The sequence below is a fragment of the Flavobacterium hercynium genome (genome assembly GCF_002217285.1).
Taxonomy (GTDB): domain Bacteria; phylum Bacteroidota; class Bacteroidia; order Flavobacteriales; family Flavobacteriaceae; genus Flavobacterium; species Flavobacterium hercynium.
The window spans coordinates 1-1785 of record NZ_MUGW01000061.1 but is presented as its reverse complement, the minus strand read 5'-3'; the positions used below and the strand labels follow the sequence as shown (position 1 = coordinate 1785).

1 protein-coding gene and 1 pseudogene are annotated in these 1785 nt (G+C 40.7%); both read right to left on the bottom strand.

Translation table 11 applies throughout. From position 1 onward, the window contains the following. Nucleotides 1–229: pseudogene (locus B0A66_RS20980) on the bottom strand (hypothetical protein); the annotation flags it as partial. A 216-nt stretch (nucleotides 230–445) separates the two neighbouring features. Next, nucleotides 446–1785, bottom strand: a 1340-nt coding sequence (locus B0A66_RS20975; RefSeq protein ID WP_244283563.1) for a fibrobacter succinogenes major paralogous domain-containing protein, incomplete at its 5' end; no start/stop codon positions are given.

The following is a 1785-nucleotide window of genomic DNA, read 5'->3' as shown; positions in this document are numbered from 1 at the left end:
CTATATGCCATTCGAGACAATTTTTGGTAATGTTATAAATGGTTAAACCTTCTGCGGGGTTGCTAATCGCATCTCTTTCTGTTGTGGTTAATCTTGGGGGCAGAAACCCTTTGTGTTTGCTGGCGAGTTCTAAAACCGCTGAGGCATCAGGATTAGGAATTCCGATCCCGACCTGCGACTGCATGCTATATCCTACAAACAATAGGAGTAGTAATGTAAAGTTCTTCATGTAATTATTTTTTTGCTTTTTGTCAATTCGAGAATTAAAAAAAAACTACCCAATTGAGCTAAAAAGAATGATTTGTAAAGAGACAAAATTCAGTGTAATAAATACTTCTTAATTGTACCATAATAGGACATTATTACAAGAAACAAACCCCAAATTTTCAGCTGAAATTTTGGGGTTTGTTGGAACTATTTTGGGTTGAATTAAATGCTTTTTTTTTTAGTCTTTGATGCAGCGTACGCTATGTCCCCATCCTTTATCTCCATTGAAGGTAATTGCTGTAGAAGTGTTTATTATAGTAGTTTGAGTACCATTTGTATCGCTGGTCCAATAAAAACCACTAGTTCCCGAAGATGTGTAATGTGCAAAATCAATACTACGATATCCTGGAAGTGGTAACTTTAGTACCGAATTAAATGCACTTGTTTGATCAGTTATCCCCAACGCACGGAATTCACTAATCCATTCTTGACTTGTAGGTATTCTGTAACCGGAAGGACAAGGATTATTTGTACCAGTAATTCCTTTCCATAAATTATTATTTGTAGTGAGGCGCCAATCACTGCTTGTAGTTATAAATCTACCATGTCCGGGAGAGTCTCCTGCTGATTGAGTACTTGTTCTGGCTGAGTTTCTCTTTTCATGGCCATCAGTACCACGACCCCATTGATAAAAATCGCCAAACTGGGTGGCATCATTTATAGCTGTGGCAGGTGCTGTAGCACCAAGATTGTATGCCATCCAGATTCTCCCTGTTCCGCCAACAACAGAAGTAGCATCAGTCGTTATTCTGATAAAGCTACAATTAGGAGTTGTGTTTAATATAAAATTATTAGATCCTATTGCCAGAGGTGTCCCCGTTGCTGTAAGTACAATGTTTTGTGAACCGGTTGCTAAGAAAGTACCTGTTGCGGCAAAAGTTACACCATTTGCACTAGCCTGAATAGAGTAGATACCAACCGTTGTAACGTCGACGATTATGGTTTGGGTCACACCTGTAACAGGCACCCCTACAGTTAAATTACCGGTATGAGGTGCATTACAATTATAACTGGCAACAACTCCAATATTAGAATCAGTCATTCTGCTAAAACTACAACTGTTGGGGCTGGTGTTCAAAGCAAAAGTATGACTTCCTGTTGCAACAGGTGTTCCCGTTGCATGAAGTACAATATCATGATTACCTATTGAGGTAAAATTACCTCTGGCACTAAAGGTTACACCGTTTTCGGTAGCACTAATGTCGTAACTTCCGGGAACGGAAACGGTAGCGGTAATGGTCTGGCTTACGCCCGATACTGGGGTTCCGGCTTCCATAGTACCCGTTTCAAGAGTACCGCAGACATAGCTGGTTACGGTAGCGACACCATTATCGCCACAGGCATTGTACCATCCGGAAGGATTGTACCATTCCAGACAATTTTTGGTGGTATTAAAAATGGTTAAACCTTCTGCGGGGTTGCTAATCGCATCTCTTTCTGCTGTTGTTAAGCGTGGGGGCAGAAACCCTTTTTGTTTGCTGGCGAGTTCTAATACTGCCGAAGCATCAGGATTAGGAA